This is a genomic window from Rhizobium skierniewicense Ch11 (assembly GCF_023757665.1).
GTDB lineage: Bacteria > Pseudomonadota > Alphaproteobacteria > Rhizobiales > Rhizobiaceae > Agrobacterium > Agrobacterium skierniewicense.
This window is the reverse complement of the sequence record NZ_RXPG01000023.1, coordinates 15,418-41,438: the sequence shown is the minus strand read 5'-3', so window position 1 is coordinate 41,438 and position 26,021 is coordinate 15,418. Positions and strand designations below refer to the sequence as shown.

22 protein-coding genes, 1 tRNA gene and 2 pseudogenes are annotated in these 26,021 nt (G+C 53.6%); 4 read left to right on the top strand and 21 right to left on the bottom strand.

Features of this window, described 5'->3' with window-relative positions; translation table 11 throughout:
- Nucleotides 1-76: 76 nt before the first annotated feature.
- From EKM04_RS16350 to EKM04_RS16300, 12 genes and pseudogenes are all read right to left on the bottom strand, one after another.
- Nucleotides 77-699: pseudogene (locus EKM04_RS16350) on the bottom strand (IS5 family transposase); the annotation flags it as partial.
- Nucleotides 700-1,313: 614 nt separating this feature from the next.
- Complete coding sequence (locus EKM04_RS16345; RefSeq protein ID WP_183897857.1) at nucleotides 1,314-1,715, bottom strand: RidA family protein; 402 nt, start codon at nucleotides 1,713-1,715, stop codon at nucleotides 1,314-1,316.
- A gap of 42 nt (nucleotides 1,716-1,757) precedes the next feature.
- Nucleotides 1,758-2,966, bottom strand: a complete 1,209-nt coding sequence (locus tag EKM04_RS16340) for a nitric oxide synthase oxygenase (RefSeq protein ID WP_183897858.1) — start codon at nucleotides 2,964-2,966, stop codon at nucleotides 1,758-1,760.
- Between the two features lie 99 nt (nucleotides 2,967-3,065).
- Nucleotides 3,066-4,328, bottom strand: a complete 1,263-nt coding sequence (locus EKM04_RS16335; protein ID WP_183897859.1) for a phenylacetate--CoA ligase family protein — start codon at nucleotides 4,326-4,328, stop codon at nucleotides 3,066-3,068.
- A complete protein-coding gene (locus EKM04_RS16330) occupies nucleotides 4,325-5,074 on the bottom strand; it encodes an SDR family NAD(P)-dependent oxidoreductase (protein WP_210290199.1) in 750 nt (249 codons plus the stop codon). Before EKM04_RS16330 ends, EKM04_RS16335 begins: the two co-directional genes overlap by 4 nt.
- A gap of 393 nt (nucleotides 5,075-5,467) precedes the next feature.
- A complete protein-coding gene (locus tag EKM04_RS16325) occupies nucleotides 5,468-6,850 on the bottom strand; it encodes a DUF8614 domain-containing protein (protein ID WP_183897860.1) in 1,383 nt (460 codons plus the stop codon).
- A 151-nt stretch (nucleotides 6,851-7,001) separates the two neighbouring features.
- Nucleotides 7,002-7,661 (bottom strand): hypothetical protein, encoded by a 660-nt coding sequence (locus tag EKM04_RS16320; RefSeq protein WP_183897861.1) that lies wholly within the window; start codon nucleotides 7,659-7,661, stop codon nucleotides 7,002-7,004.
- Between the two features lie 239 nt (nucleotides 7,662-7,900).
- Nucleotides 7,901-9,178, bottom strand: a complete 1,278-nt coding sequence (locus tag EKM04_RS16315) for an APC family permease (RefSeq protein ID WP_174155878.1) — start codon at nucleotides 9,176-9,178, stop codon at nucleotides 7,901-7,903.
- A 482-nt stretch (nucleotides 9,179-9,660) separates the two neighbouring features.
- Nucleotides 9,661-9,963 carry a DUF2848 family protein gene (locus tag EKM04_RS23080; RefSeq protein WP_183897862.1) on the bottom strand — a complete coding sequence of 101 codons (303 nt, stop codon included), beginning with the start codon at nucleotides 9,961-9,963 and terminating at the stop codon, nucleotides 9,661-9,663.
- A gap of 10 nt (nucleotides 9,964-9,973) precedes the next feature.
- A pseudogene (locus tag EKM04_RS16310) lies at nucleotides 9,974-10,255 on the bottom strand (IS3 family transposase); the annotation flags it as partial.
- 391 nt (nucleotides 10,256-10,646) lie between these two features.
- A tRNA-Ala gene (locus tag EKM04_RS16305) sits at nucleotides 10,647-10,722 on the bottom strand.
- Between the two features lie 148 nt (nucleotides 10,723-10,870).
- Nucleotides 10,871-11,260, bottom strand: a complete 390-nt coding sequence (locus tag EKM04_RS16300; protein WP_174155881.1) for a TIGR02300 family protein — start codon at nucleotides 11,258-11,260, stop codon at nucleotides 10,871-10,873.
- 229 nt (nucleotides 11,261-11,489) lie between these two features.
- Here EKM04_RS16300 and cmk point away from each other — a divergent pair, with 229 nt between their 5' ends.
- Together cmk and rpsA are read left to right on the top strand one after the other, a co-directional pair.
- Nucleotides 11,490-12,122: a (d)CMP kinase gene (cmk, locus tag EKM04_RS16295; RefSeq protein ID WP_210290200.1), complete on the top strand. Its 633-nt coding sequence runs from the start codon at nucleotides 11,490-11,492 to the stop codon at nucleotides 12,120-12,122.
- Between the two features lie 165 nt (nucleotides 12,123-12,287).
- Nucleotides 12,288-13,988, top strand: a complete 1,701-nt coding sequence (rpsA, locus tag EKM04_RS16290) for a 30S ribosomal protein S1 (protein WP_174155882.1) — start codon at nucleotides 12,288-12,290, stop codon at nucleotides 13,986-13,988.
- 76 nt (nucleotides 13,989-14,064) lie between these two features.
- Here rpsA and EKM04_RS16285 read toward each other — a convergent pair whose 3' ends face one another.
- Complete coding sequence (locus tag EKM04_RS16285; protein ID WP_183897864.1) at nucleotides 14,065-15,642, bottom strand: RodZ family helix-turn-helix domain-containing protein; 1,578 nt, start codon at nucleotides 15,640-15,642, stop codon at nucleotides 14,065-14,067.
- 271 nt (nucleotides 15,643-15,913) lie between these two features.
- The gene (locus tag EKM04_RS16280) at nucleotides 15,914-16,540 is read right to left on the bottom strand and encodes a ribonuclease D (protein WP_174155884.1); all 627 of its coding nucleotides are present in this window, start codon (nucleotides 16,538-16,540) and stop codon (nucleotides 15,914-15,916) included.
- A 159-nt stretch (nucleotides 16,541-16,699) separates the two neighbouring features.
- On the opposite strand from EKM04_RS16280, the gene EKM04_RS16275 reads away from it, so the two are divergent.
- Nucleotides 16,700-17,281, top strand: a complete 582-nt coding sequence (locus EKM04_RS16275; protein WP_183897865.1) for a nucleoside 2-deoxyribosyltransferase — start codon at nucleotides 16,700-16,702, stop codon at nucleotides 17,279-17,281.
- Nucleotides 17,282-17,299: 18 nt separating this feature from the next.
- Nucleotides 17,300-18,049 (top strand): SDR family oxidoreductase, encoded by a 750-nt coding sequence (locus EKM04_RS16270; protein WP_183897866.1) that lies wholly within the window; start codon nucleotides 17,300-17,302, stop codon nucleotides 18,047-18,049.
- Nucleotides 18,050-18,363: 314 nt separating this feature from the next.
- On the opposite strand, the gene EKM04_RS16265 is transcribed toward EKM04_RS16270, so the two are convergent.
- The 7 genes from EKM04_RS16265 to EKM04_RS16235 all read right to left on the bottom strand — a co-directional run bounded on the left by EKM04_RS16265 (nucleotide 18,364) and on the right by EKM04_RS16235 (nucleotide 25,958).
- The gene (locus EKM04_RS16265; RefSeq protein WP_183897867.1) at nucleotides 18,364-19,653 is read right to left on the bottom strand and encodes a Gfo/Idh/MocA family protein; all 1,290 of its coding nucleotides are present in this window, start codon (nucleotides 19,651-19,653) and stop codon (nucleotides 18,364-18,366) included.
- 227 nt (nucleotides 19,654-19,880) lie between these two features.
- Nucleotides 19,881-20,930: a Gfo/Idh/MocA family protein gene (locus tag EKM04_RS16260; protein ID WP_183897868.1), complete on the bottom strand. Its 1,050-nt coding sequence runs from the start codon at nucleotides 20,928-20,930 to the stop codon at nucleotides 19,881-19,883.
- 6 nt (nucleotides 20,931-20,936) lie between these two features.
- Nucleotides 20,937-21,722, bottom strand: a complete 786-nt coding sequence (locus EKM04_RS16255; protein WP_174155890.1) for a ThuA domain-containing protein — start codon at nucleotides 21,720-21,722, stop codon at nucleotides 20,937-20,939.
- Nucleotides 21,723-21,786: 64 nt separating this feature from the next.
- Entirely contained in the window at nucleotides 21,787-22,812 is a 1,026-nt protein-coding gene (locus EKM04_RS16250) for an ABC transporter ATP-binding protein (RefSeq protein WP_183897869.1), read from the bottom strand.
- A gap of 11 nt (nucleotides 22,813-22,823) precedes the next feature.
- Nucleotides 22,824-23,657: a carbohydrate ABC transporter permease gene (locus EKM04_RS16245; protein ID WP_183897870.1), complete on the bottom strand. Its 834-nt coding sequence runs from the start codon at nucleotides 23,655-23,657 to the stop codon at nucleotides 22,824-22,826.
- A complete protein-coding gene (locus EKM04_RS16240) occupies nucleotides 23,654-24,625 on the bottom strand; it encodes a carbohydrate ABC transporter permease (RefSeq protein WP_183897871.1) in 972 nt (323 codons plus the stop codon). The genes EKM04_RS16245 and EKM04_RS16240 overlap by 4 nt, the downstream gene beginning before the upstream one ends.
- Before the next feature lie 64 nt (nucleotides 24,626-24,689).
- Nucleotides 24,690-25,958, bottom strand: a complete 1,269-nt coding sequence (locus tag EKM04_RS16235; protein WP_183897872.1) for an ABC transporter substrate-binding protein — start codon at nucleotides 25,956-25,958, stop codon at nucleotides 24,690-24,692.
- Nucleotides 25,959-26,021 lie beyond the last annotated feature (63 nt).

The following is a 26,021-nucleotide window of genomic DNA, read 5'->3' as shown; positions in this document are numbered from 1 at the left end:
TTGCGTGGTGAACCTGGCCCATAGTGCATCCTTCCATTCACTGGAAAATATCGCACCATCAAATGCCGGGATCAAACATGCGGTCGTAGGCGTGCTGATACTTGCGATGGCGGCGCGGCGGGATGACCGGCTCGCCGCCCTGTTCGAGAATGATGTCGTGCAGGCTATCGGCATCATAGGCGCGGTCTGCCAGCACCTGTTTGGCGGGTATACCCCGGACAAGATCGCAAGCTGGAGCCATGTCATTCTGCTGTCCCGGTCCAAGATGGAAGCGAACCGGTAGGCCCAACGCGTCAACTACCGCATGGATTTTACTGCCAAATCCACCGCGGGAGCGACCGAGAGCCTGGGCTTGCGAGCCCCCCTTTTTCGTCGGCCACCAGCAGCTTGGGCCTGCGCCCGAATCACGGTCGCATCGATCGAAAGCCACTCCAGATCAGGATCGGCGGCTATCGCTTCGAAAATCTGATCGAATACACCTTGCTCGATCCACCGATAATACCGTCGCTTCACCGTCTGATAAGGCCCGAAACGATCTTCCGGCAGATCGCGCCAGCGTGCACCCGAGCGTGCCAGCCACAACACCGCATCGAAAAAACGGCGACCGTCACTACGCGGGCCGCGCTTGCCTTGGCGACCACCGGGAACGAACGATTTCAGCCGATCCCACTGATCGTCGCGCAAAACCTCGCCATCCATCACCGACCTCCAAAAGTCAGTGTTGAATCTGATTCAACGACAAAACGGAATCCCATGCCCTTAAATTGTCACTACATCCTAAAGCTTGTTGGAGGGGAATTTATTGTTCCCCTCCAACGCCATCTTTTCAACTGTAGTGTTAGGTCTGAAAGACAGCGGAACGAATACGCCAGACCCTTCGTCTACTGCGCACGTAGCCGATCAACTCACTACTCGGGCGAGGGCGACCACCCGATAATACGAGCCCCTGATACTGAGACCCAACCCGTCGGCATGAAGTTGCTTCAAGGTCCGGCGCTGCTTACGCGTCTTTCCGGTCTCTGTCCTCAACCAGGCTGCCAGTGTCTTGGTAAAGGAATCAAGTTTGCTCGGTCGTTCCGGTACCGTTAACGTCGGCTCGATTCTACCTGCGCTCAAATACTTTGCGATCATGTTATATGGCAGCCCGGCGCGTCGGCTGATCTCACCGATCGACTGCTACTCTCGCAGCGCCATTGGACGGATGATGTTTAGAAGTCCCAGATGGATCACTCCTTCGCCCCATCGCCTACCATCTTGTGGGAAAGTTCATATGGCTTAGTTCTGGGTGGAAATCGAAACCAAACGACATAAAGTTAACCAGAAACACTCGCGACAAGTTCCGTAGAGGCCACCATCTCAATTTCCACAAGCATGTCGGAGTCGACAAACGGCTTCACATGCACCATCGACAAGGCGGGGCGGTGACCGGCGAACGTCTCGCCGTGGGCGCGACCGACCTCCTCCCAAAGGGAGATATCTGTGATGTAGACACGCGTTTGCACGACCCGATCAAGGGCTGAGTTGGCCTCGATCAGCACTGCTGCTAGCTTGTCGAGGATCATCCGCGTCTGGGTGTATACGTCGCCTTTGCCAACGACTGCGCCCGAGCTGTCGGTCGCTGCAGTCGCGGAAATGAAAACCAACCCGCCCGCTACCACGGCGCGCGAGTATCCACTGCGTTCCTCCCAGAGAGAGTTTGTCGAAATTCTCTGCATCGCTCCTCCAAACCGTTTGACGGCTCCATTGCAAAATCAAATTCACGTCTGATAAAAATAGTTGGGCTTCAGGATAATTTTGCTGAAACTTTTTTCGTGCCATATCCAGGAGAGATTTGCTGACAACGGCGGGACAATCCATGGCCAATGGCCATAAACCTTTCTGTTCTGCATCTCCTCACGTTGGCAGAACTTTTCAAAACTGGAGGACAGCGTGTGATGATCCATGATCCGCACGCCACTGCTATTGAAGGAATGAAGGACCGCACGATTAAGCTCCACCATGGCTTGGTCGCGCCACAGCGGATTGTTCCGGCTCGTATCAAGTTGCAGCGCTTTGGCAATCTCGGGTAACTGATTATAACGCTTAGGGTCGCCGAGATTGAAGCTGCCGATTTCGGTGCCTTGGTAGATCCCATTGGATGGTGCGGCAGTGTATTGAATTCCGCCAAGGTCGAGCGACATGCCGGACACTGCCGGTAGGGCAAACCATTTGAGACCAAGCGCTTCAATGGCCTCGTATTCGGCATGGCATATCTGAACCTCAAGAACCTTGTCTTGCGGGATATCAAAAATCTCCGGGGTCTTGTCTCCAATCTTGATAAGAAGGGGGAGGATGTCAAACCGTGTGCCACGTCCACGCCAGCCAAGTTTCAGGGCTAATTCTGTTATAGCGACATTCTTGGGATCGCCCAGAATTGTCCCATCGGAGTTCTTGTAGCCAGCGTAAAGCAGAAGCTGGGAGTTCAACACGCGAATTTGTGGTTCACCTGGGCGAAATATCGTAATAGCCGCACGCAGGTTGCCGCCGTTGGTAGCCCACTCAAGATGAGACAGAATGGCCTCAAAAATGTCCTCGGGCGTTTCAGCATCTCTGGCATCAAATAATTTTAGGGATCTCCAAAACATTCTTCCGACGCAGCGGACGCTATTGCGCCAGGCAAGTTTCGCACCAAATGTCAACTCGTCCAGATTATGATGCCAGGTTCCGTTTTTCTGGAACTCGCTACGCATTTCGGTAAGTCTGGCTTCGAGCCCGCCTGATATGCCGTCCTCCTCGAACATTTGCCGAAGAAAAGCTTCGCCCTCCTTTATCGGATCCATGATCGGCTGCATATAAAAACTATCAGCCTGCACTGGCCTTTGATCTTGCTTGTGCAGATGCACAACTGGGCATCTCTTTATCGTATCTTCTTTCGGCTCATCTGTTCCAATGGCGTGCGCATGCGCCGAATCTGAAATCGACTCCATGTTAAACTCCTCAGTACTTTATTAAATTCTAATATTTATTGAAAATAGAAAATTACTATCTCGAGATTTGGCTCAATTTTTATTTTATATATTTCTGTTTTATTGCTGAAACCTGTTTGTCTTTGCTGCAGGCGAAAATTCGAAAAAGGAATGACTTGCTGGATTCACCTTGAGATTGATTTTCTTTGCAATTATATCTTCAAGTTCGGTGATAAGGCTGCTAGATGCGCTTAGGATGACCTCCGGTCGGGTTATAAGAGAAACATCAACGTCTGACGCTCCGACGAACAGATCGTAATGCACAACGTTTCCAAGCGTGGATTCCCCGGCCCAAAGCGCGCCTTCAATTTGATCTATCTGAACGGGAGAAAGACCTGCTACATTCGCTCTGCCATGGGAGCGGAAGATAATGTCTTCACTGTGTGGGTCAGGCCAACAAGAAAATAGGTCGCCTGTATCGAACCGGACCAAGGTCATGATGCCATCCCGCAGCCAGCTTATCGCCAGCCTGCCAAATTGAGCATTTGCAGAGAGATTCTGACTGATTCTGTCCTGCCACTCTGCCTCGATTGGAAGAATTTCAAACACGAAGTCTCTCGTATAACCGATGTAATCGCCATCTTCACGGCCATACATGACTGACGCAGCCTCGCTGGAACCATAGATCAACGGGCGCGCGGCGCCCGGAATGCCCAGCAACGAATCGAATGCCTTCAGCAGTGGGCGAGAAAGATGTTCACCAGTGACCAGCAACTTCACGAGGCTGGGTGTGCGAATTTTCAGTCTGTCGAGTTCGAAGAGCAGTTTCAGAATGAGTGTCGGTGTCGACATCATGGCCGTGATCCCGTAATCATTGATCAGCCTGCCAATCCGCGCCCAATCACATATTTTCGGAATTGGAAAGGCGCGCATATGCGCCACTCCCAAATCGTAAAGCGCGCGGGCCGACCCTTCGATGAACGGGCTCATCACGGAAGGATTGAGCAGCATGACGCGATCCTGACCTGCAATCAAATGACGTCGATAAGCAAGCGACTGATTATAGGTGTTCCAAGTCAAATCCGTTCTGCCGCGCGGGGTGAGCAGAGGCTTGGATCCGCTGGTGCCTGAACTTTCCGCAAAAAGCAGTACAGATCTCTCACTCTCCTGATATGCCTGAGCACCGTGTTGGATGTAAAATTTTTTATCTGTCACGGGAAAAGTGTCCAGCACCTCCTTTAGTCCCAATTCTGGATCGGCTGGGCGAATACCTCGAAAAGCGGCGACATCGCGTGCCCGTGAAGCGATGGTTCTTGCTGCCGCCAAAGGGTGAGCCGTTACAATCATGGCATGGTCACACGTCTGCAAGGGCTGGGAGATCATGCGGTTTCCCCTCCGTCGATCGGAATTTGGGTTCCCGTCAGATAAGACGCTTCGGACGATGCGAGAAAGGCAACCAAGGCCGCCACCTCTGCAGGATCGGCATGGCGTCCGAGCGGTATTTTCTGATCAACCGCCCGAAGCATATCGGGGGTATATTCCGCCTTTTGCATCGGCGTCAGAACGTAGCCTGGGCATATCGCATTGACGCGGACGACCGGCGCGAGTTCCAGCGCCATGGAACGGGCCAACATGATGACGCCAGCCTTCGAGACATTGTAATCCGCGTAATGTTTATGAGCGCTCATGCCATTGGTGGAACCCATCATGATAATCGATCCGGAGCCTGCGGCATGCATAATCCGCGCTGCGGGCATGACGGTATGAAAGACGCCGTGGAGGTTTACATCAATGACGCGCCTCCAATCCTTATACGACATGTCGATCAAGTCATGGCGAATGCTGATCCCGGCATTGGCAAAGACGACATCAATTGCGCCGTGGTCACGGCTAATCTTGTCATAATTCGAAATCATGGCGTCGTAATCCGTCACGTCACACACAATTTGGTGCAATCTATCCTCGGGAACCTGTTCCCAGCTTTTCGCCAGCGCCTGAGCATTGATGTCGACGGCAAATACCGTTGCTCCTTCATTGAGAAAACGCTGGGCCGTCGCAGCACCGATACCACTCCCTGCACCCGTGATAAGTACTTTTTTTCCAGCCAGATCCGGATATCGTCCCACCATGTTCTGTCTCCTGAAGCATCTTTTATGTCTGTCAAAAACAATGATGAACGATCACAAAGAATCCCGGCTCATTGCTGAAGAAATATTTGAATTCGTCGTTTGTTATGAAGCGATCCTAGAATGGGTCGCCTTCGATTCTGGAGCGTCCGCAAGCCGTGGTCTGAAACCTGCCGCTCCGAAACCCAGATCGGCCCGACGTCACATATTTTGGGCACGTATCGGCCGTTGGGCAATTGCGCTCAAGCGCCAAACAATCCCGTAAATCTATTTTATTCTTTACATTCGAAATAAAGAGTCGGGCTCTTCCAAGCAAATGCTGTGCAAGCGCCCTTCCTCCTCATTTTGGAGGTTTCAAAAGCCAAGTCGTATCTCAAAAAGCTCTATTACAGCGTCTCAGGAAATATGTGGGGCGTAATCGAGAACGACATCGCAGACGCCGCAGCGTTTCACAAAATCACGAGCCATTTCGTCACGATAATAGTCGTTGATCAAAGCTTGAATGCCAGGGACATTATTGGCGAGAGCTCTTTCAGTGAAGGTTTTGGCCAAAGCGACCATGCCGGCATAAAGGCGGTCATGAGTCGTGTTAATTTGAATATTTACATGATCAATATCAATGAAACCATGCTGGCTCAGAAAGCTCATCTGGATCAGTGCCGCACCTGCATCCGGGAAATCATCACCGCCCCGGCAAAGATATCGTAGCATTTCACGTATATAAATATCGGATGCCAATTGTAGGCTGGCATTCGGCGCAACAGTCGTCCACGGGCCGCTTGTGCTCAGCAGAAAACCAAAGACATCTGCCATGGCCTCCTGCATGACCATGGAGAGCCAACGACCTTCACACCGCATGATCTTGTAGTCGGTCTGCGGCAATCGCACTTCATGTCCGGTGTCGTGTCCCCGAAACCACAACGCCAACTGCAAGTCGATTATCTCATCTTCGGCATTGGCTATCAGCGGAATGATATCCTTCGAGAAGGGCTTGCTGATTCTATAATACATCTCGCGATAGACATTCGATAATACAAGTGTCTTTTTGCGTGGTGCCCGCTTCATACCTTCATCTTCAGGAAGAAAATAGGCAAAGTGTTTCGGATAAAGGTTTGCTTCGCCACCACAGAACATCAGTTCGGTGAATTTGATGGCAGGTGGCACGCCCAGAACCAGATCCGGATTGACCAGTTCCCTCAGAAACGCTTCACTTTGGGTATAACAGGCGTCAACCTTCGCGATTATATCGTTGAGTTCCGTGTTAACAATTGCAAACAGTGCTGAATGGTAGGTTCCCTTGCTTTTTCCGAGCCATGTTCCCAAGGGGCCGCAGACCGACATGAGTACCTTTTCGTCTAGTCCTGTCAGTTCATCATGAAGGACCTTGTTGGATCCATGACGCAATATGCGCGCCCTTATCCTAAGGCTGAGTGCTGAGTCGGTACAGTCGATCCCATCGGCCGCCCTTTCAAGCGCGTCTGCAGTCTTTGTCCTCGCAACGAAGCCGAGGCCTTCCGAGCCGCCTGAAATATCAAGGTCTTCAACTATCCGGATAATTTCTGCGAGCTGGGTTGCCTCCTTTAGGGCTGCGATGACAGCCTCTGGTAAAGCACTTTCTGATGGATTGAGGAGTTTGATGGCGGCGACGGAGTGCTTGCTACGCTCCGGCCAGAACCTTGCGTTGGCAACGACGGTATGATCCAGATCGCTGGGCAAATTCAGACCTGGAATTGATGGTGGATAAAGTACAGGATTTGCATCGACTTCATGAAAAGACATAGAAAATCTCCTTCACAAATGCACCAAAACGCTAAACGATTGGCTCTAACGGAAAATTAATTTTAAGAAATTCCATTCATATGAGCGGCGTCATTTTTCTCTGAATAGCCGCTATATATAAAGTTTATCGAATATTTATATATTTCTCATTTCAAGAAGAGGTCATTTCTTTTCCGAAGCTGCCGTTGAATATGTCACGCAAAATTCTGATGGGATTGGGAAACATCAAATTTGTCGTTTTAGAATAGTTAATCCATTCGTCGCCGAGAATGCGGCGGCCACGGCTATCCTGATGAACTGTTCCGAGGTAAGTATAAAGGGTGGCGAAAATAGCGAGCCACAGTGTATCAAGTGTCATTACCGGCTGAGACCAGAAAATGAGTGCAAGACAGGTATGATGTGGAAAGCGGACATATTTTTTAGGCCCATTTTTGCGGACGCGGTAGTATTCCGCCGGTTTGCTTTTTGTGAGCATGGACTTGACCTGGGCAACGCCGATCCATTGTGCAAATGATGTGGTGTACTTGAAACAGTAAAAGAAACCGAAAAGTGCCGCTCCCATGCCGCCAATAGCGGCGTAGTAAGACATGCCTTCGAGTCTGTAAATCACGACACCCGAGCTCTGCCAGAATGAAAACGCGACTACAAGAAGTATAATAGACATAAGACTGTAACAAATATTCCAAAGCTGCAAGGGAAGCACTTTCTCAAATGCGGCCACGGCTGTCTTGGTTGTCAGCAAGCTATGCTGTAATCCGTAGACAAGCATGATAAATGTGTCAATTAGCAACCATCTATACATATCGATCATGAAAAATTCCTCCTTTAAATATAATATTAAGGCAATATGCATTTGGACGATATCAATTCGACCAGTTTGCAAATTAAAAATTCTTCTCGAAATATAATTTTATATTGTGTTATTATTATTTTTTTAAGATGAACGTTTATTCAATTATTTTTTTAATAAATTTAATCGAAAGATGTATTAATTCCATTTTGACTGTCGGATTGACAGGCGGTCTCGAATAATGCGGTTTCAAAACCGATTTATAGTTCTGCCGATCGAGCGCTTTTCAACTTGGTCATTGATTGCCTAATACAGCCGATGGCGAAAAGTGAAATGGGATACAGCAGTAGAAAACTAAACCCATGGACAAGAAAAATCCAGCCAATCATCGCCACGGCACCGATGAACCACGCCGCCGGTACACGGCGCTTAAACTTTAGATACGCCAGAATGGAGAAGCCAAGAAGAATGATAAAACCTTGTGTTGTCAGCATGAATGCGGTCGATGGAGATGTCCCTGAAATCTCGATCAGTCCTATAAAAACGGTGTAAATCGTTGCGGCGGACAACAAAGATATAACCGGGGTTCCCTTGTCGTCCGTGCGACCGAGTGATTTCGGCAGCAGGGCAAGACTTCCCGCAGCATAAAAGGCCCGACTGGCACCGAACACCCAGGAATTGGCGTTGGCAACCAGAACAACGACCATGGTGAACAAGAGCACGGTTCTGACGGGTCCAGTACCGAGAAGGGCCGAGAGACCGGAAACGCCTGTTACATCCACGCCAGCGTAAGCGGATGCGGATACAACCCATGCAAAGGCGAGATACAGGATGACGACGATCATAAAACTAAACCAGTAGATACGAGGAATAGTTTTTTCGGGATCTCGCACTTCTTCCAGTCCGAAAGATAGATTTTCCCAGCCCTGGAATGCCCAGAAGACGATAACACAACCGGCCCAGAGCGCATTGATGTTTGGCGTGTAATTCATCACGTCACGGGTCAAAGTTTGACTAGCAATCCCGAGATTGCTCAGGGAAAGGACCACGATTCCGGTCATGATAATCAGGACGGAGATTACAATAAGCTGGTTGACGACAGCGAGGTTATGCACGCCACGGAGATTCATCAGTGTTGCGAACCATGCAACAGCGATGGCAATTGGGCCGCGCCAAGTGGTCGGATCCAAATTGAGAAGTTCTGAGGCGTAGGCGCCGATGACCAGAAAGAACGCGGGCATGCCAACCGCCAATGCGCCGCAGGCGATGAGCGTAAATCCGCCTCGGCTCCAATTGCCAATGGCATAGGTAGCAAAACCTGCTACCCCTTCTGAAGAAGCGAGTCGGTAACCCAGCTCCGAAAAAATGTGGATTGTCGGTGCTATGCAAAGGGCTACGACGACCCATGAAAAAAGAGCCGTTACGGGGTCCGTTTCACTGATGACGAGCCCGGGCAAACCAAATAAGCCCGAGCCAATGACCATCGATATCGCGATGGCGGTACCGTTTCGGGACGTCAAATTTCTAACAAGCGCCATGATAGCCAACCAAATATCGCATCGCTTTGTTGAGGCGATGATAGCTTCTATATATTTAATTTTCCATGTTCGAACCAGCAAACAAATCTTACGGTTCTTGCAAAAATTAAAAGCCTCATATTGGCGTGGATATCTATCGACGCGTTTTGCAAGATGAAATTAATTAACCGTTTTACAGGTCTGACGATATGGTTAATGGATATAATGTCAACTGAAAATTGCATAAAATAATCAAAAATCAATTTTTCTCCCTCAAAAGTAAGGGTATCGTAGTTGCGTGACTGCCAAAACATGAAGGGCGAGAGTCGTAAAATCTGGTTTTACCGAGACTGCCGGGCCGCAAATGCTCCAAAAATCTATGTGTCTGGCAAGCAGTGTCGTTCCCACGCGTACGGAAGAATTTCGACAGAGTAAATCAAAAGGCTGACCCCCCCAGGTGGTCGCCATTTCCACACGCCACACTTCATGCCAATTGTGCATCATCACGAGCTTGTGAGGACGCTGCAGTCCAGCCATTCTGAGACGGATTGATCCGGAGGCGGCGATAGAAGGTGACTGGTCGTGTCGTTTTGAACACGTCTCTCCAACCGTGAGGAATTCAGTCCTGAGGTTAAAGTTGCTTCGGCACCAGCATAACGCCACACAACATCGCCAATCATGTCAGGAAAGGATTGCTTGGACCAAGAGACTTCATGAACCTCTAATTCGCGGCCGGTACAATGGCATGCTGCGGCGATGAAAATATCGTCTACGGTTTGAACCGCGTCTGGTTTGGCGCTGGCCATTTCGTATAAGTTATGCGGCCATGGCTGTTGCGTCGAGCTTGGCGTAAGACTGCCCCTCGGCTTCGACTGGCGCTATGTTGCCTAGGGGCTCGAGAAGATGGATGACCTTGGCGTTAAAGAAACCGTTGATCGTGTCGGTGAGTGCGTTACCGCTACTGTCGCCGACGCCTGCGACGTAGGGCTCGATTTCAGCTTCTGCCGGCCGCTCGGAAAGCCGAAAGGGCACGTATTGGACGCCTCTGTTCGCGTGCCGCATGAGGCCACCGCCACGCGCTGGGCGCCGATCATGAAGAGGCTACTCAGAACATCGCGGACAAGTCAGCATGCGCCTTCCGGCACGCCCGCGGGGCGTTGCGCATCCGAAGAAGCGATCGGTATTCTTAGCCAAAGGCGTAGCAAGCCGTTAGCCTGACGGCTTCCAGCGAAGTCGACCTACAGGGCTAAAGATTGTTGCGATGCAGTCCAAGATACATAGGTGGGGCAGTCGATTTGCGGTACTGCGCATTGGAATGGAAGCGGCAGCTACCGGCGTCGCGTTGTTTGGCGGTGCGAATGAGCGGGTCCTACCGTTTCGATGCAGAATTTTATCTGCAAACAGCTTCATCCATAACTCAGCCGGAGCATGAAGTTAGAGTTTTGCCTAGTGGCTTGATATTAATGTAAAATAACAAATTCTGGAAATTTGGTGGAGCTAAGCGGGATCGAACCGCTGACCTCTTGCATGCCATGCAAGCGCTCTCCCAGCTGAGCTATAGCCCCATAAGGGTTCCGGTGTGTTTCTCCGGTTCCGGGAACCAACGCATTATCTGCGTCGGTGGCGCTTGATACTTCTGCTTCTGGAAGATGGCAAGCCGAAAAGTTCGCCCGACGACATTTTTTTGACGTCGGGCGGTAATTCCTGTGTCAATCAGGTTTCGTCGTCATCACCGTTCACGCCGATGATGCCTGAGACATCGTCGTCATCTTCATCTTCATCGGCTTCCAGGAACGTGTCGTCGTCGTCGTCAAGCTCGACGTCATCGTCACCTTCGATATCAGGAATGTCATCACCGCTCGCATCGCTGTCGGCGTCTTCCGAAGGAACGAGTTCGACTTCCGTGTTCTCGATGTCGACTTCGGCAACTTCTTCTTCTTCAGCCTGCTGTTCCATCTTCTTGGCTGCAGTCGTTTCCTCGAAGAAGGAAAGCGGCCAGGACTTGCCGGAATAAGGAGAAACGATCGGGTCGCGATTCAGGTCGTAGAACTTCTTGCCGGTATCCGGGTCTGTCCGCTTGGTTCCAAGGTCCGCTTTTGCCACTGTCTAAGCCTCAAATTTTGAGATGGTTTCGGTGTGTACGCCGTAGTTTCCGGCAGTAGACGGTAAAATTCTAGCCGGTCCCATTAATCGTTGATGTCTTTCGTGTCAAAGATAAACTTTGCAAAGGGGATATACATCAGCGGTTAGGAAGGCATTGATGATGCATCACGGTGATTATAAGAACGATCCGTTCGCCACCGTGTTCAAATCGTAGCGGGATATATTTATAATGACATTCACGATCGCCATAGATGGACCAGCTGCTGCCGGGAAGGGTACGTTGTCCAGAAAAATAGCCGAAGTCTATGGCTTCCACCATCTGGACACGGGCCTGACCTACCGCGCGACCGCAAAGGCGTTGCTCGACGCAGGGTTGCCTCTGGATGACGAGAGTGCTGCACAAAGAGCGGCGGCGGCTCTGGATTTGGCACGGCTGGATCGGGGCGAACTGGCAAAGCACGAGATCGGAGAAGCGGCCTCCAGGGTTGCCGTCATGCCTGCGGTTCGCCGTGCGTTGGTGGAGGCGCAACGCGCATTCGCAATAACGGAGCCGGGAGCCGTTTTGGACGGTCGTGACATCGGAACTGTGGTTTGCCCCGAGGCGCAGGTAAAACTCTACGTGACCGCCTCACCGGAGGTGCGCGCGCGGCGGCGTTATGACGAGATTGTCAGCGCAGGTGCCGAAGCCGATTTCGATACGGTGTTTTCAGACGTCAAGAAGCGCGACGAACGCGATATGGGCAGAAGCGATAGTCCTTTGAAGCCAGCGCAAGACGCGCACTTGCTTGATACGTCTAAAATGGGTATAGAGGCGGCGTTTCAAGCGGCAAAGTCAATCATCGACGCTGCCTTGAAGAGATAATATGTGCGGGGAACCGGAACATCTGGCCCCCGTTTAGACTGGAATATCCCGAAAGCATGCCCTGCGCCGGAAAGTCTCATCAAAGAGGCGGGTATGGATTTTGGGAATGATCAACACGAACCCCCGGTGCTTTGTATCCCTTTGTGGATACTCTCAGGAGATTGAATGTCAGTAGCTACACCCACGCGCGACGATTTCGCAGCCCTGCTGGAAGAGTCCTTTGCGTCTAACGACCTTGCTGAAGGCTATGTTGCCAAAGGTATCGTCACGGCGATCGAAAAGGACGTTGCGATCGTTGACGTCGGCCTCAAGGTTGAAGGCCGCATCGCGCTCAAGGAATTCGGTGCACGTTCGAAAGACGGCGGCCTGAAGGTCGGCGACGAAGTTGAAGTTTACGTTGAGCGGATTGAAAACGCTCTGGGCGAAGCCGTTCTATCGCGCGAAAAGGCTCGCCGCGAAGAGAGCTGGGTCAAGCTCGAAGCCAAGTTCGAAGCTGGCGAACGCGTCGAAGGCGTTATTTTCAACCAGGTCAAGGGTGGATTCACCGTCGATCTGGACGGCGCTGTCGCGTTCCTTCCACGTTCGCAGGTCGACATTCGTCCGATCCGCGACGTGACACCGTTGATGCACAACGCGCAGCCGTTCGAAATCCTCAAGATGGACAAGCGCCGTGGCAACATCGTTGTCTCGCGTCGTACGGTTCTCGAAGAGTCCCGCGCCGAACAGCGTTCTGAAATCGTTCAGAACCTCGAAGAAGGCCAGGTCGTTGACGGCGTTGTCAAGAACATCACCGACTACGGTGCGTTTGTTGACCTCGGCGGCATCGATGGCCTGCTGCACGTCACGGATATGGCTTGGCGCCGTGTCAACCATCCTTCGGAAATTCTCAACATTGGCCAGTCGGTCAAAGTTCAGATCATCCGTATCAACCAGGAAACCCACCGTATCTCGCTCGGCATGAAGCAGCTCGAGTCTGATCCTTGGGATGGCATTTCTGCCAAGTATCCAGTTGGCAAGAAGATTTCTGGTACCGTTACCAACATCACCGACTACGGCGCATTCGTAGAGCTGGAGCCAGGCATCGAAGGCCTGATTCACATCTCGGAAATGTCCTGGACCAAGAAGAACGTACACCCCGGCAAGATCCTGTCCACAACACAGGACGTCGACGTTGTTGTTCTCGAAGTCGATCCTTCCAAGCGTCGTATTTCGCTGGGCCTCAAGCAGACGCTTGAAAACCCATGGCAGGCATTTGCCTTCAGCCATCCGGCCGGCACTGAAGTTGAAGGCGAAGTCAAGAACAAGACTGAATTCGGTCTGTTCATCGGCCTCGAAGGCGACGTTGACGGTATGGTTCACCTGTCCGACCTCGACTGGAACCGTCCAGGCGAGCAGGTCATCGAGGAATACAACAAGGGTGACACCGTAAAGGCTGTTGTTCTTGACGTAGACGTCGAGAAGGAACGCATCTCGCTCGGCATCAAGCAGCTTGGCAAGGATGCTGTCGGCGAAGCCGCAACATCCGGCGAACTTCGCAAGAACGCCGTTGTTTCCGCTGAAGTTATCGCGGTGAACGAAGGTGGCATCGAAGTGAAGCTGGTGGCTCATGAAGACATCACATCCTTCATTCGCCGCAACGACTTGGCACGTGATCGCGATGATCAGCGTCCTGAGCGCTTCTCGGTTGGCCAGGTTCTCGACGCCCGCGTCGTCAACTTCTCCAAGAAGGATCGCAAGGTCATGCTTTCGATCAAGGCTCTGGAAATCGCAGAAGAGAAGGAAGCTGTTGCTCAGTTCGGTTCGTCCGACAGCGGCGCTTCGCTCGGCGACATCCTTGGCGCGGCCCTCAAGGGTCGTACCGAGTAATCGGTCGAACAGTCTGAAATAATGAACCCGCCGGAGCGATCCGGCGGGTTTTTTGTGTCTAAAACAGAAATGTATATCAAGAGATACCGCTCATCCGCAGGTAGTAGGATTCAGCGTTGCGGGTCGATCCATCGTCATTTGCACCTTCCGACACCGAATGGTCGACCACTTCATCATTGGCGGGAGGCTGCTGTTCCTGATCAGTGCCTTGCTCCCGAGGGTCCTGGTGGTCATCGCCTTCGCTGGCCTGTTCTTCGGAGGAGGGCCATCGTCCACGCGGAGGGGCGTCGGATTCCGGCTCGTCTCCGGCTGCCGGATAATTCACGAAAGGAAGAGGGATACCGTCCTTTGCCACCATCGCAGCTGCCGCGCCTTGCAACATGGGTTGGTCGAGCATCGCCGCTTTGACGTCATGCGCGATGGCGGCTCTCTGCATGACGGCAGTCTCTGCGCGAATGTCGGTTAGGGCGGCGTCAGACTTAACTGCATCTGGATGAGTGTTAGAAGCCATCGCACTTCGCAGGGGCAGTTTTTCTGTTTGATCGCTGTCTATATTCAAACTGGCCAAAAGCGGCGCCAGCGGTGCCATTATATCTGCCTGAGCAGGAAGCTTTCTGGCCGCCAAGGCCAAAAGCAGTCTTTCCAAGTCCTTTGCCGTCGCACCTGCAAACGCGGTGGTCACAGATGACATGGTCGCCCGTTCGGACATTTGCGGTATCGGGGGTTGCGGAGCCCGCGCGTTCGTATTGCCCTCTTCGGCGTCCAGGTTTGCGTGCAGGGGAAGGGTCGCTGCCGTTTGACTTTGTGTCTTGAGCGGCGCCGGAAGCTGCGTTGTGATCTCCCCATCCGTTGTCGCTGGTGGGAGATCTGCCATTCCCATCTGGCTAGGCGACGGCGGCCTGATCTGCGCCGTTCCTGCGTTGGATGGAAGAGGATCGGCCTTTCCCGAAGAATTGGGGTTCGGCGCTGGTATCGGCATAGTTTTATCGCTTGCGCCAAGGGATGGCGAGCCTGGCTGGTTTACGATTGCCGGATCGGTCTTCACGGGCATGCCCAAAACCACATCGAGTTCGCTTTGCGGCGCGAGTGTCGTGGCGGATGTTGCAGGTGGAAGCGTCCCGGCGCTTTTGATTTGCGGAAGGATGATACGGCTTTCCGGCACCATGTCCTGAAGGTAGGGTGTGATGGTCGGTTTAGGCGCGTTTTGGCTTGGGCTTGAACGGGACAGTTCGAACATAATAGCAAGCCGGGCCGCTTCGGGGCCGGATGAACTTTTGAGAATATTTGCCAGCATATCAATGCTGATACCGCGCAGGATGCTGCCCAATGCTTTCTCGAGCATTGCCTTCTGGTCTGCCGGAATCGTCTGAAGACTTGCCACAAGCCTGTTGACGTAGGTTTCCGCGGTTTCCCCATCCATGCGGGCAATGTTCATCAGCTTGCCCAAGGTTTCGGCCAGCACGCTGACATTCTGGCTTAAACGCAGCTCGCCCGAAACAGCGCGTATATTGGCATCGGTATCGATTGGCGGAATATCGGCCGGCTCTGGAGGGATAACAGGTGCGACTTTGGCAGGCTGTGGCGTCTCCGAACGCGGAGCGGACGTCGAAGACGAGAGATTGGCCAAGGATACGGCACTGACGGGCGGCAGCATGGTGCGCCTCCTTCCTGGTGACACAGGCCTGGCGTCTGGCCGTCAAGTGTCAACGTGAGCGGTCCATGATTGCAACGAACCTTTGCGACGACGCAGGTGTTAGTACCGACCGCTCATGCGGGCCACTGTGGATTCGAGATGTCTTCCAGGACAAGCCGTATGAACGCTGTCCGAATCGACATTCCCTAGAATGACGAAAACGCATTAAGGATTTGCTAACCACGGTGAACGGGATGACGGCCTCAAATGCGCAATGTTCATCCTTGGTCGATCAGCTATGTGCGAAGATGTCCGTGTCGTCCCAACCCAGCAGGTCGAGCTTGGCGCGCATGGGCAGAAAAGCAAAGCACGCCTCGGCGTGTTCGTAGCGCCCATCCCGCAAAAGGCGTCCCGTCAGTTTTTCGCGCAGCGCATGCAGGTAGAGCACATCGGAGGCTGCATATTCGAGTTGAGCCGGCGACAGTTTTTCCGCTGCCCAGTCGGATGACTGTTGCGCCTTTGAAATATCCACCTCAAGCATTTCCTTGAGATTGTCCTTCAAACCATGGCGGTCGGTGTAGGTGCGGCACAGGCGTGAGGCGATCTTGGTGCAGAACACAGGTGAAGATGTAACGCCGAACGTATGGAAAAGCACGGCAATGTCGAACCGGCCATAATGGAATATCTTCTGGCGGCTTGGGTCTGCCAGCATGGCGGTGAGGTTCGGCGCTTCCGTCTGACCGGAGGCAATGCGAATAACATCCGCAGTTCCATCGCCGGGTGAAAGCTGAACCACACAGAGCCGGTCGCGACGGGGGACGAGGCCAAGCGTTTCAGTATCGATGGCGATCGCGCCGGTGTATCGAGCGGCATCGTCGAAGGAGATATCGCCTTCATGATAACGAATTTTCGCGGCCATTTTTTTCTCCACTGCTGGATTGTCGAGCCGCTATAACGGAAACCGTCCGGCCGCGATACCGGGCACGCCGCTTTTCTGACCTTGTACTGCCCTTGCATCGTTGAGGTGTCGCGCGATAGTTTGAGCCGATATTTCCAGCAACGAAAAGCGTTCATATCCATGCCGATCAAAATATATCTTGCCGGGCCGGAGGTCTTTCTGCCCAACGCCCGTGACATGCTCGACGAAAAAGCAGAGCTTGTTCGCCAAGCAGGACACATCCCTCTCTCGCCGGGCGATCTGCAGATACCGCCAGCCGACACAAAGCGGGGCCATGGCTGCAACATCAACGCAATCGACGAACAGATGATGCAGGAGGCGGATGCCATCATCGCCAATCTGACGCCGTTTCGGGGTATCGCGGCCGATACCGGCACGAGCTATGAGCTCGGCTTTATGTGCGCGCTGGAGAAGCCGGTCTTTGCCTATACCAATGTTGCTGCCAATCACTTCAGCCGCATCATGAACTATTATGACGGTGTCGCAACCCAGGATGAGACCGGGCGTTACCGAGGTGCGGACGGGGTGTCTATCGAGAACTTCGACATGGCGGACAACCTCATGCTGCACGGTGGGATCATCAGACGGGGCGGGGCGGTTGTTGTGGGCGATGCGCCAGCCGATGCGCTCTATACCGACCTCACGGCCTTCAAGCAGTGCCTGGCGCTCGCCGTCCAGAAACTGGCGTTCAAGAAAGACTGATAGAATGGAGATAGGAAGATGAGCGGAACAATTCTGATTACCGGTGCCACCTCGGGCTTCGGGCTGGCGACGGCCAGACTTTTTGCCAAGGACGGCTGGAAGGTTATCGGCACCGGCCGTCGCGCAGAGCGTCTCAACGAGTTGGGTGCCGAGCTTGGCTCGTCGTTCCATGGCATGGCGTTCGATATTACAGACGAAGAGGCCATGGCTTCGGGTTTCAAGACATTGCCTGCCGCGTTCCAGAAGATTGACGTTCTGGTCAACAATGCCGGTTTGGCGCTCGGAACGGCATCTGCGCCGGATGTGCCGTTAAAGGACTGGCATACGATGGTGAACACCAACATCACCGGGCTCCTTAATATTACCCACCATTTGCTGCCAACGCTCATAGAGCGCCGTGGCATGATCATCAATTTGTCGTCGGTGGCCGCACACTGGCCCTATGCAGGCGGCAACGTCTATGCGGCGTCAAAAGCATTTTTGCGCCAGTTTTCTTTAGGGTTGCGGTCTGACATGCACGGAAAAGGTGTGCGCGTCACATCCATCGAGCCTGGCATGTGCGAAACGGAATTCACCGTGGTGCGCACTGGTGGCAATCAGGAGGCCTCTGACAAGCTCTACAAGGGCGTCAACCCAATTGTTCCCGAGGATATCGCCAACACCATCCACTGGGTCGCGTCTCAGCCAAAGCACATCAATATCAACAGCATAGAGATGATGCCGGTCAATCAGTCCTTTGCCGGGTTTCAGGTTCATCGCGATCAATGATGGCCACACATAAGCAAATGATGATGAAAAATCGGGCACCGTCATCTTAGCTATGCAAAAAATGCATCGCTGCATTGCGATAGTTGCTCTGTTAAAATTCGTTGGCTGCTCTATATTCAAATCATCGAAGCGACGCACTCCTCCTCCCAGCGTCGCAAGATGTGGATCGACAACACTCCTCCTCCCAGTTGTCGATCAAGTTTAAAGCCTGCCGCACCTCCTCCCGCGGCAGGCTTTTCCTTTTCTGGGTCAATCACCTTCCAGATTTTGCGTACCAGACATCGATCTGATGCGAGGACGACGTTTTCGCCACTTCAGATATGAATACCACGCGAAGTCAGCATCGTCTGAATGTTAACAGCTGATCCTGTCTCTATCGATGCGTTGGCCGCGATGCCTGTCAGAATCGACCATGCACCGGAGACATGATCCGATGCACGGTTAAAGCGATCTGGCTCCATGGATTGCGGATCGAAGATATAGCCGAGCATCACGGGATCTGCGCCACCATGATCGCCCTTGCCCTTCGTAACCTCTATCATTCGCGGCGCTTGTCCAGCGAGATGCAACTGCGTCGTCACCGCTTCGTCGTCGGCATGGTCTCTGACGCCTCCGAAAACGCCATGCACCTCAACGTGCTTGTGGACGAGCTCGCCCTTCGTGCCCTGGAAGCGTATTTCCAGCCCTTCCCACGGAGAGTAAGCCGTGAGCGTGTAGTTGGCAGTGGTACCAGACGCATAGCGAATATGGGCCTGCATCGTATCTTCGATGCCAATATCCGCGTCGAACACGCACCGGTCACGAAAGTAGCCATCCTCGTCTTCGGCATCGAGATAAAGCGCTCGTAACTGGTCGTCGGCGGAAAGATCGAGGCAAAAATCGCATCTCTCCGCCACGGAACAGTCCGCGCAGCGTGGGCCATGGTCCTGCAATCCCAACGCGACTGCGGTCTCCGGGCGATAAAAGGCACGCTGGCCCGATGCGAACACTTCCGTTGGCGCAGATGCCAGCCACCAGTTGAGAAGGTCGAAATGGTGGGTGGATTTGTGGACCAGAAGCCCGCCGGAGTTTTCCTTGTGCCGGTGCCACCTGCGGAAATAATCCGCGCCGTGGACCCGGTCGAGGTGCCAGCGGAAGTCGACCGCCGTGACCTTGCCGATCACGCCGGAGGCCAGCATCTCCTTGATCTGCGTTCGTGCGGGGGAATACCGGTAGTTGAATGTCACCATAACCTTGCGGCCTGTGCGCTTCTGCGCATCTATGATCTGCTTCAGCCGCGACAAATCGATTGTCAGTGGCTTTTCGCAGATGACGTCGCACCCTGCCTCGAACGCCTTGACGATGTAATCTGAGTGCAAAAAATCGGGCGTCGCGATGACGATTGTGTCTGGTTTCTGTTCTGCAATCAACTGGTCGAAATTTTCGGCCAGATAGGTGGGAACGCCATTGGTGCCGGGTTTGGATATGGCCTGCGCCGCTTCGCTTAGCCGATGTGCGTTGCTGTCGCACATCGCGACGATCTGGTGCTGGTCAGAATAATTCTGCGTGATGGAATCGCGAAACATCTTGTGACGTGACCCACATCCTACAATGGCGATTTTCATTTCTTTTCCCTTTGCTGGATGCAGATTTTTATCGGCGGTGGGCGCGCATGGCTTCGCGAGAAACTGATATTACCTAAGCATTAAGTCATATTATGATTTTAACGCAAGCGGATTTCCCATGCTGCAACGCACTGATTGGAGATAACGTGGAGCGACGAAGAAGGTAACAAAACAGAAAAGGCGGCCACATGGACCGCCCTTTGCAACTGGTCACGTCATGTTCAAACTCAACCGGAAACAGCGATCTCGCGCCGCTCGCGATCCGTCACGATCGACAGATCGAGTACCTTCTGGAGATTTGCGGCATGGCGGAAATCAGGGTCAGCTTTCCCGCCTTCCATGACGATGTTTGCGAATTTCTCGTAGTTCGTCAAAACCGGCTCAACCTCGATGTCTCTCCAGATTGCCTTTTCCACGTCTTCGCCCAGGCAGCCGCGAAGCTTGGAGTAATCTGGCGTATGGATGACTTCCAGCGCTCCCTTGTCGCCGTGAAGGCGAAGGCGAAGCTCGTTCAGATGGCCGGTTGCCCAGCGTGTGGCGTGGATCACACCCATCGCGCCGTTATCAAATTCGGCCGTCATGGTGAAGCTGTCGTTGGCATCGAGATCATAGACATCGATTTTGTTGCCTTCGTATTTGTCGAAGGTCTTCAGCCGCGTGAAAATACGCTCCACATCGCTGCCGGCGCCATAGGACGCAAAGTCGAGGATGTGAATGCCCACATCACCCAACACGCCGTTGGATCCGTGCTTGGTGGACAAGCGCCAGAGCCATTTGCTTTCCGTCATCCAGTCGCCCCAAGCCTTGGAAACAAGCCAGCTTTGCAGGTAGGACGCTTCGAGGTGGCGCAGTTTGCCGATAACGCCGTCCTTCACCATCTGCCGCGCCGCCTGAAGCGGTGCGACATTGCGGTAGGTGAGATTGACCATGGCGACGAGCCCGGCTTTTTCCGCTGCATCTGCCATTTCGGCTGCCTTGGCATAGGTTTCCGCCAACGGTTTTTCACAAAATACGTGCTTGCCAGCAGCCAGCAGTTTTAGTGTCGTCGGATGGTGGATCGCATCTGGAGTCACATTGGCAACCGCATCGAATTCGCCCCATGCAATTGCATCATCCAGCGATGTGAAGGTGAGGGGAATACTGTGGCGCAAGGCGAACGCGCGGACGACCACGTCATCCACATCGACAGCCGCCACAAGTTCGACGCCCGAGATTTGAGAGAAATGCATGACATGGCTATTGGCCATGCCACCCGTTCCGAGAATAAGAAGTTTCATGATGGCTTACCTGTAACCTGCTTCGCCAGCAGCGTGCAATTTGGGACCGCGTTCCTCGATCTTCTCGGGAGCTTGATCGAAGGGCACATTTGGTGCGTCGTGGATGCCAGTCAAAGCGGCGGCGGGGTTGTAAGCCCATTGGACCGAGTTGCTGATGACCTTTTGAATGTTGGCATCATGATAGGTTGGATATGTCTCGTGGCCCGGCCGGAAATAGAAGATATTGCCCGCGCCACGACGCCATGTGAGGCCTGAACGAAACACTTCGCCGCCTTGGAACCATGAGATGAAGACGGTCTCCAGCGGTTCCGGAACTGAGAATTGCTCGCCGTACATCTCCTCGTTTTCCAATTCGAAATACTCCGGCAGACCTGCCGCAATCGGATGGCGCGGATTGATCGTCCAGACCCGCTCGCGCTCGCCCGCCTCGCGCCATTTCAGCGCGCAGGGTGTTCCCATCAGTCGCTTGAACGGTTTGGAGAAGTGGCCGGAGTGAAGCACGATTAATCCCATGCCTTCCCAGACCCGCTTGGCGACACGTTCGACAATCTCGTCCGCCACCGCGCCATGGTCCTTGTGACCCCACCAAACCAGCACGTCAGTCTTGTCCAGTCGTTCCTGCGAAAGACCGTGTTCCGGTTCTTGAAGAGTGGCGGTTGTGGCGTGAATATCGGGCGTCTTGTTCAGTGCGTCTGCAATTGTCGTATGCATGCCATTTGGATAGAGCGAACGCACCGTCTCGTTGATGTGTTCGTGAATATTTTCGCCCCAGACGACGGTATTGATAGTCATGGTTATGCTCCTTGGTGATCCGGCGCGCTGGGAGGAGCGGCCGGTTAAGAGGGTCTCGATGAGTTCAGGCGGCGCGCGTGTGGGCTTTAGGCAATGCATTGCCCTGTGCGTCGAAGCGGTGGATATGATCAGGCAACGGCGAGAGGGTAAGCGTCTGTCCGGGCTTCCGGGCAGAAACGCCTTCCTCGCGCACCACGATTGGCTCTTCGGTACCCATGTTCACATAAATGTAGCTGTCTGAGCCCAGCATTTCCGAATGCACGATTTCACCCGTCCACCCGCCTGCGTCCGCCGTTGCGGTAATGTGTTCCGGCCTGATGCCGACGGTATGAGCGCCATAGGCTTCAGCTAGCTTTCCGGCCAGGAAGTTCATCTTGGGCGAGCCGATAAAGCTTGCGACGAAGGTGTTAACCGGCGTTTCATATAATTCGAGCGGTGTGCCGATCTGTTCGACCCGGCCGTCGCGCAAAACGCAAATTCTGTCCGCAAGCGTCATGGCTTCTACCTGATCATGTGTGACGTAAATCATTGTCGTATCAGGCATACTGCGGTTTAATTTGGCGATTTCGAGACGGGTTGCAACGCGCAGAGCCGCGTCGAGGTTGGAGAGGGGCTCATCGAAGAGGAATACTTTGGGATCACGAACAATGGCGCGACCGATGGCCACACGCTGGCGCTGGCCACCGGAAAGCTGCTTGGGCAGACGTTGAAGATAGGGCGTCAGTTGCAGCATCTCCGCTGCGGCCTCGACGCGCTTTCGTCTATCCTCTTTCGTCGATCCGGCAAGCTTCAGACCAAAGGCCATATTGTCAAAAACGGTCATATGCGGATAGAGCGCATACGACTGGAACACCATCGCAACCCCACGGTCGGCGGGTGTCAGCCGGTTGACGACCTTTCCTTCAAAAGAAAGTTCGCCGCCAGTGATTTCTTCCAGCCCGCAGATCAGCCGGAGCAGGGTTGATTTTCCGCAGCCGGACGGGCCGACGAACACCATGAACTCACCGGAATGGATATCCATGTCGATGCCCTTGATGACGTCGAACGCACCGAATGATTTTCTGACATCGCGCAGTCTTATACTGGTCATGAATGTATCTCCTAACCCTTGACGCCACCAGCCGTCAGGCCGGAAATGATGCGCCGCTGGAAGATCAGAACGAGGATGATGAGGGGCACGGTCACGATGACGGAGGCCGCCATGATCGTTCCCCACGGAATTTCAAATTGGGAACTACCGGATAAAAGCGCGATGGCGACGGGCACTGTGCGCTGCTCGTTGGACGATGTGAAGGTCAAGGCGAAGAGAAACTCGTTCCAGGCTGCTATGAAGGCAAGCAGGCCTGTGGTCACCAGCGCTGGCCACATCAGGGGCAGAAAGACCTGCGTGATGATGACCCAAGGCGAAGCTCCGTCCACGATCGCGGCTTCTTCGATTTCCACCGGCAGATCCCGCATGAATGTGGTCAGAACCCAGACGGTAAAGGGCAGGGTGAAGATCATGTAGGAGAAGATCAACGCAAACGGCGTGTTGAAAACACCGGCCCAGCGGATGAGTTCGAAAAGGCCTGCGAGAACTGCAATCTGCGGAAACATGGAAACCGAAAGAATGGTCAAGAGGAGAAGAGACCGTCCCTTGAAGCGCACTCGTGCCAAGGCATAAGCCGCAGTGACGGCCAGAAATAGCGACAAAGCCACGACGCATGTCGCGACCAACAGGGAGTTGCCGAGATTGCGCAGGAAGCTGTCATTGCCGAGCACATCACGATAGTTGCTGAGGGAAATATTGCGCGGCACATAGTTGATTTCGAACAGCGCCGTTCCGGTTTTGAAGCTCGTCAGGATCGCGTAGTAGAAAGGAAACACCGCGACGATGACGATGATGGCGACGAGCGCGTAAAACGCCGTGTTCTTGATGAAGCTGGACGCTGTCATCGGTCTCCTCCATCGGTGTTAACCCGGCCAAGCCACATGTAGATGATGGTTATTGACGCGATAATCAGAAACAGCATCGTTGAGGCCGCCGCCCCGTAAGCGAACTTGTCGAAGTCGAACAGGTTTTCACGGGCCAGCACAGACATGGTCCTCGTCTGGGAATTGTTCGGTGTCAGAATATAGATGAGATCGAAAACCCGCATGGCATCCAGCATGCGGAAGATAACCGCGACCATCAGGGCAGGGCGGATCATCGGCAGAGTGACGCGCCAGAAGACCTTGATCGGATGGATACCATCCACCCTGGCGGCCTCGTACATATCCTTCGGCACCATCTGCAGGCCAGCGAGGATCAGCAGTGCCATGAACGGCGTCGTCTTCCAGACATCCACGATCAGGACCGCAGTCATGGCCGTCTCGGGATTGGCCGTCCATGCGATCTTTTGCGAGATGAGGCCGAGGCTCATCATCATGTCGTTGAGAATACCGAACTGGTCGTTCAGCATCCACGCCCACATGCGAGCGGACACGATGGTCGGAATGGCCCAGGGGATGAGAATGGCAGCGCGAACGATGCCGCGACCTTTGAACTCCGCATTCAGAACCAGGGCCACGACCAAACCGAGAGCAGTCTCGACGGAAACAGAGACCACTGTGAATTTCAGCGTGTTCCACACCGCACCCCACCACGCAGGATCTGCCAGAAGTCCGCGATAGACCGTGCGGCCACTGCTTAGGGTAATCCATGAGAGATAGTTCTTCAGACCGACGAAATGGGCATCGGAAAGGCTGGTCAGCGAAGCATCAGTCAGGCTGAACCAGACGGTTCTCATCAATGGCCAACCGGCCACCAGCGCAAGCGTTAAAAATGTCGGGGCCAGGAAGATCCATGCGGAGCGCAAACGTTCCGATTGAAGATCGGAGCCCTTTGCTGCCGGGAGTGACCGGACAGAGGTGATTTTTGTCATAGGAATTCCCACCGTTAACAGCGGTCAAGCGGCCGGTGAAGACCGCTTGACGTGTAAAGCCGCGTTACCAGCTGTCACCCTTGAGATCAGTGAGTTCGACTTCGAGAAGTTCGAGATTTTCGGCAGCGGTACCGGTGCCGGACAGCGTGTTGTGAACAGCACCCCAGAATTTTGCGGAAACCTCGTTATATTTCACCTTGGTCGCCGCAGACGGGCGCGGTACGGCCGTCTCGAAGATCGGCTTCCAAAGCGGCATGAAAGGTTGTGCCGCCGCAACATCCTTATCGTCGTAAAGGGATGAAATGGTCGGCATGTTGGAAAGCTCCACAGCGCGCTTTTTCTGCGTTTCCTCGGAGCCGAGGAATTTTACGAGCGCAATCGCGGCCTCCTGGTTTTTGGAATATTTGGAAACTGCGGCGTTCCAGCCGCCCAACGTAGAGGCTGCGGCCTCGCCTTCCGTGCCCGCGGGCAAAGGAACGACGCCAAACTTGCCCTTGATGGCACTGTCGCCACCATTACCCAGCGCATAAACATAGGTCCAGTTGCGCATGAAGACCGAATTACCAGTTTGCCAGACTCCGCGCGCTTCCTCTTCCTTGTAAGCGAGAGCACCTGGCGGAGAAATCGTGCCGATCCAGCTCTTGGCCGTTTCAAGGGCGGCGGCCGCCTTTTCATTGTTGATGCTGATGTCGCCATTCGCCTCGACGATATGCCCACCGCCAGCGGATGCGATCCATTCCAAAGCGTTGCACGTCAGACCCTCGTAAGCGCTTCCCTGAAACACGAAGCCCCACATGTCCTTCTGTCCGGCCGCCCGCTCCTTGTCCTGAACATCCTTGGCTGTCACGGCCAGTTCCTGCCACGTCTTGGGTGGCTGCTTGCCATATTTTTCCAACAGGTCCTTGCGGTAGAACAAAGCCGGCGCATCGGTGTACATCGGCATGGCAACCAGCTTGCCATCGACCGTCTGTGACGCGATCACCGATGGGAAGTGCTTGGCAACGACATCCTTTGCCGCATCGGTCAGGTCTACGAACTGTTCTGCCAACTGTGGAGCCCAGACAACGTCTGTCTGGTAGACGTCGACATCCGTGTTTCCAGCGGCCAGCCACAATCGATACTGGCTGAATTGCTCGCTGGACGACGGCGGCATGGTGACCAGCTTGACCTTGTGGCCGCTCTGCTTTTCAAATTCCACCAGTTGTTCCCGGATGAAGTTCAGGTTTTTGCCCGTGGAATTCGCAGCCATCGAGATCTCTGCGGCCTGAGCACCCACTCCCGTCAACACAACGCTGCTGCTGCATAAAATCAAGATTTTCGTTGAAATATTCATCGTCAAACTCCTCCATGGCGCTTTTCAATTCTCCTCCGAATTGAAAACGCTTTCGACTTTCGC